General features: G+C 36.2%; 3 protein-coding genes and 1 pseudogene. All 4 read right to left on the bottom strand.

Annotated features, from left to right (window positions below):
• Nucleotides 1-203: pseudogene (locus JR312_RS06050) on the bottom strand (DUF3168 domain-containing protein); the annotation flags it as partial.
• Nucleotides 204-509: 306 nt separating this feature from the next.
• Entirely contained in the window at nt 510-1,058 is a 549-nt protein-coding gene (locus JR312_RS06045; RefSeq protein WP_416647960.1) for a head-tail connector protein, read from the bottom strand.
• Nucleotides 1,059-1,194: 136 nt separating this feature from the next.
• The gene (locus JR312_RS06040; protein WP_015588824.1) at nt 1,195-1,506 is read right to left on the bottom strand and encodes an ECH_0659 family protein; all 312 of its coding nucleotides are present in this window, start codon (nt 1,504-1,506) and stop codon (nt 1,195-1,197) included.
• 148 nt (nt 1,507-1,654) lie between these two features.
• A complete protein-coding gene (locus JR312_RS06035; RefSeq protein ID WP_416647959.1) occupies nt 1,655-4,057 on the bottom strand; it encodes an ankyrin repeat domain-containing protein in 2,403 nt (800 codons plus the stop codon).
• Nucleotides 4,058-4,722: the final 665 nt, after the last annotated feature.

The raw sequence follows: 4,722 nt of genomic DNA, 5'->3' as shown, positions 1-4,722 counted from the left end.
CATGAAAATCTTGCCTTTGTAGCAAAATTGGACAGCATATGCAGGTTATTATAATTCACTACACACAATCTCAGGTAAGGAATGGTGACCTGTTTAGGTAAGTAGTCATAAATGTTAGTAACATATTTCCTTAAATCAGAGTTTGCTTTTAGTGCTTCATAAATGCTACTGTACAACTCGTTTATAGCTTGAATTTTTTTCATAATTAACCCTCGAAAGATATATAGAAACTCGTCATCCCGCTGCTTGTTAGCGGGATCTATGTTAAGAGATACCGCGAATGAATCGCGGTATGACGATAAGGTTTATACCTCGTCATCCCGCTACTTGTTAGCGGGATCTATCCGTGACGGTATGACGTAGGACTGCTGTCATTCCGCTACGTGTTAGCGGCTGAGATACCGCGGCGGTATGACGATAAGGTTTATACCTCGTCATCCCGCTGCTTGTTAGCGAGATCTATCCGTAACGGTATGACGTAGTAGCCCAGTTTGAATGACCAGAAAGAGCTACAAAACAACCTTTGGTTCGCGAAATGGAGAATATACCTTCTTCACTTCAGATAAATGGCTACTTACCTCCGATTCACGATTTTTGTAAAGAGCAGAAACATGCCGCATAATACCTAGTTTTATCTGCTCAGGAACATTGTCATAACCAGCTTCGTATACAACATCAACTCTTATTGCATTCAAACAATTGAAAAACTCAACATAGCCCCCTACATCACTAAAATAATACTTAAGTGTACTCTTCTCTTGATTTTTAGACATCATTGCAGTAGCCAATACTATCTTACTCACATGGCCATAGCTTAAATAGATCCTACGAGGTACATAATCTTCATATGAAACTTGCCATGTTTGTTTCACCAGTGACTTTTCCATATGCCATTCAGCGTAATCAGTTGCCATAAAAATTAGATCTGAAATCAACTTATCATCCTGGTCGTTCTCAATGCGTAAAAAAGATTTAACCTCTTCTAAAGTAACTGGAAAAGATTCAGGCTTAGATTTACGTTGCACAGATATTCTTGGTGAAGTAGATCTTATTGACATAATAACCCTCCTTTTTGATATAGCTAGAATAAGTAAGGTTTACCTCGTGACAGCGTGGGGCAAATCTTACTTACTTTAGCTATGCAGCTTGCATGCAACATTAAGTTAAATTGGCGCAGCAACAACTCTGAGTGCTTTATCGTATGAATATATTAAGAAGAGAACGTATTAAAGCTGTTTCTCCTTTTTTGTTGATAAAATTTGAACTTATAGCATATTCAACTAGGCTGGATTTTAGTAGATTGACATTTTGAGAATGAATATTATTGAAGGTGGAGTTTAACTCTTTAGCAAGCAGACTGCGAAATTTTTGCACACTGTCATATGCGATATTTTCAAGTTCATGTGCAAATTTATCTTGAGCTATAGTTGTTATATCTTCAATTTCCTTATTAAACTCCTCTAGCTTTTTTTCGTTATTTTTAAAATTTTTCGTAAAAGTTTTCATATCAATTAAACTCAACTATTATTATGATTATAATGACAATGAAAAACTACCGAAGTAAAAAATTCACACTACTGTGTAACTTACAAATACTTTTTACTACATTCCAGCGTCACGCGCTGGAATCTATAGCAAGTGTACAAATTAAATTTTACAAACACCGTTGTGCTGAATCTTGAATATTCACTTCTTTCAATTCAGTGGTAGGTTTTGGTTCAGCGATGGGTTTTGATATTGTGTATGTAATGCCACCAGCTATCAGTGCAGATACCACAGAAGCTGCAACTATTAATAGAGCAGACAATCCGGAAGCAATACTAAGAGCAGCACCTACTGCTAACATAGCTGCAAGGCTCGCATAGGCAACTTTTGGGGAAAATTGTCTTTTTCCTACTTTTTCTAGTGACACTTCATTTGTTTTAGTTTTGCCCAGTTCACCATCAAGTGGTGTGTTTTCATTCTCCAGACTTCTTATTTTTTGTGTTAGTGATTCATTCTCTTTATTGAATTCTTTCAACTTAGTCTCATGTCCAACTATGCAACTTTTTGATTCTGCTAGTTCCTTTTGCGCTTTTTCTAACAACACTTTTGTTTTAGAATGCTTATTTTCGTTTTCTTCTAATTCGCTATTAAGTGTTGTATTTTTACTTTCTAGATCTTGTATTTTTTGTTCTAGTGATTCATTCTCTTCATTGAGTTTCTCCAGTACTTCCAATTTAGTCTCATGTTCAGTGACACAATTTCTCAATTCTGTTAGTTCCTTTTGCGCTTTTTCTAATGGTACTTCGTTTTTTTTAGTTTTTGTTTTTTCTAATTCACCCTTAAGTGTTGTGTTTTCATTTTTTAGATTTTTTATTTCTTGTCTTAGTGATTCATTCTCTTCATTGAGTTTCTCCAGTGTGTCCAGCCTAGCTCCATGTCCAGTGATATAACTTTTCAATTCTGTTAGTTCCTTTTGCGCTTTTTCTAATGGTACTTCGTCTGTTTTAGTTTTTGTTTTTTCTAATTCACTATTAAGCGTTGTGTTTTTACTTTCTAGATCTTGTATTTTTTGTTTTAGCAATTCATTCTTTTTCTGCTCATCCTTTAGCTGAGTACGTAATTCTTTTAACTTAGCTTTACGTTTTTCAACCTTTTCTGCTTTTTCTGGAGTTTCCGTTGCGTTGTGTGTTTTGGAATGAGAAAAGGTACTAGGTACAACCTCAGATGGCTGATCACACATACTGTTTAGTCTATCTATTAGGTCTTCATCCTTTATCAATGAGCGATCTGCTCCATGCTTTATCAAAAGCTTTGCTAATTTTTTATTGTCATTTGCAAGAGCATAATATAAGGGAGTATGCTCAACTTTATCTTGTGCATTAACATTTGCTCCACCTTCTACTAGATATTCTGCAATCTCTACACAACCATATGCAGCAGCATAATGTAAAGGGGTCAGTCCATCTTTATCCTGTACATCAACTTTTGCTCCACATTTTACCAAAAGTTCCACTGATTCTTTATTGTTATCTGCAATAGCCCAATGTAAATGGGTCACGCCATCTTTATCTTGTGCATTAATATCTTCTCCATTTTCTAATATAGATTGGCCTAAAGCTTCAGATTCATCTGCATCAAAATATATTCCACTATCGCCACTATTACTTTTATTTAAAAAGATCTGTTCCCCATTATATGTAGTATACTGCTCTGGATGTTGACTGTGCAAGTCATTATGTTCTATGCGCTTCTGATTATTGGCAAGTCTTTGTTCTGCCTCTTGCAACTTTTGCGCCATAGCATCTCTTTCTCTTATAGCCTGTTCTTTTTCTAATGTATCATCTACTTTGTCTGTATTGTTTTCATTAACGATTGAGTTTGAAGAAGTCTGTTCATCCTCATCTTGTACATAGACTTTTTTGTTGTTTGGTGTAATTCTACTATTCTCTTCCTGATGTTTTGCACCCCATGCTTGTACTGCAGCAGTTACGTTATTTCCGTTCAAAGCTAAATTTCCTGGAGTTTTATTATTAGGCTGCAGTAAAGTGCCTTGTCTATAAGGTTGTCTTCTCGTAGCTCTTGTCTCAGCATAACGTTGTTCTCCTTCCTCTAACATTTTTATTATAGCCTTTTTACCTTCTACATCGCCGACAATATCCCTTGGAGTTCGGCCTTGACTATCTTTTAGTAAAGGATTTGCGTCATTATTCAATAAAAGCTGAACTATCTCTTGATGACCATGCAAAGCAGCAATGTGCAAAGCAGTTAGCTTAGACTTAGCTTCATCAAGTTCATATATTGGTTCATTAACTTTTGCTTCCTTTGCTAGTAGGAGTTTTACTATTGGTACACTGTTACATTCCACAGCAAGATGTACCAACATATAATTTACAATTTTGTCTGAATCTAATATACTGAACATCTTATCTATCTTCAAATTGTTATAAGTGCTATATACTATTGAGTCTGCATCTTTTAGCTTATTCCCTATTCTTTCAAGTAAATTATTCTCATTTAAACCTTCACTCTTGCTTACCTCATTTATTATTTCAAAAAACTTTTTCTTTTCCATTGCCGTAACCTTTCCTCTCAATTTATTTATTATTGCTGAACCATCTCACAAAAAAGTTAAGTTTGTCGAAATTCCATGTTTGATCTAAAAATTAGTCATAAACATTTTCTATGCAAGTAGCTGACACTGGTTCATTCTATAATGGTGTCACAGCAGTCCTACATCATGCCACCGCGAACCGTCATACCACGATTCATTCGCGGTATCTCATCCGCTAACTGTTCTCCCTCATCATACCGTCACGGTATCTCCAGATCCCGCTAACAAGTAGCGGGATGACGATTGTCAGGGTGTCATCCCAGCGCCCCTATGATGTCATCCGAGTAGCCGACACTGGTTCCTTTATGATGGCAGTGCCCCTATGGTGTCATTCCAGTGCTTGACACTGGAATCCAGCCTTTCCATAATCATCAAAACATTGTATTTTAACGTAAAACAGCTATTTTTATGCTCACCAACTTAATAAAATTCCTGGATCCCAGTGTCAAGCACTGGGATGACAAGATATAAACCTTATCGTCATGCCGTCGCGAACCGTCATACCGCCGCGGTATCTCCAGATCCCGCTGGGATGACGATTGTCGTTTAGCTATAAATATTTAAGAAATTTACCAAATGAAAAAAAAGGCAAAAGAAGCCCTGGGGTTATTATCTGCTTTAAAATA

This window comes from Wolbachia endosymbiont of Nasonia giraulti (assembly GCF_048054155.1).
GTDB classification, from domain to species: Bacteria; Pseudomonadota; Alphaproteobacteria; order Rickettsiales; family Anaplasmataceae; genus Wolbachia; species Wolbachia pipientis_C.
The sequence above is the reverse complement of the archived record's forward strand: the minus strand, read 5'-3'. Positions and strand labels throughout refer to the sequence as shown.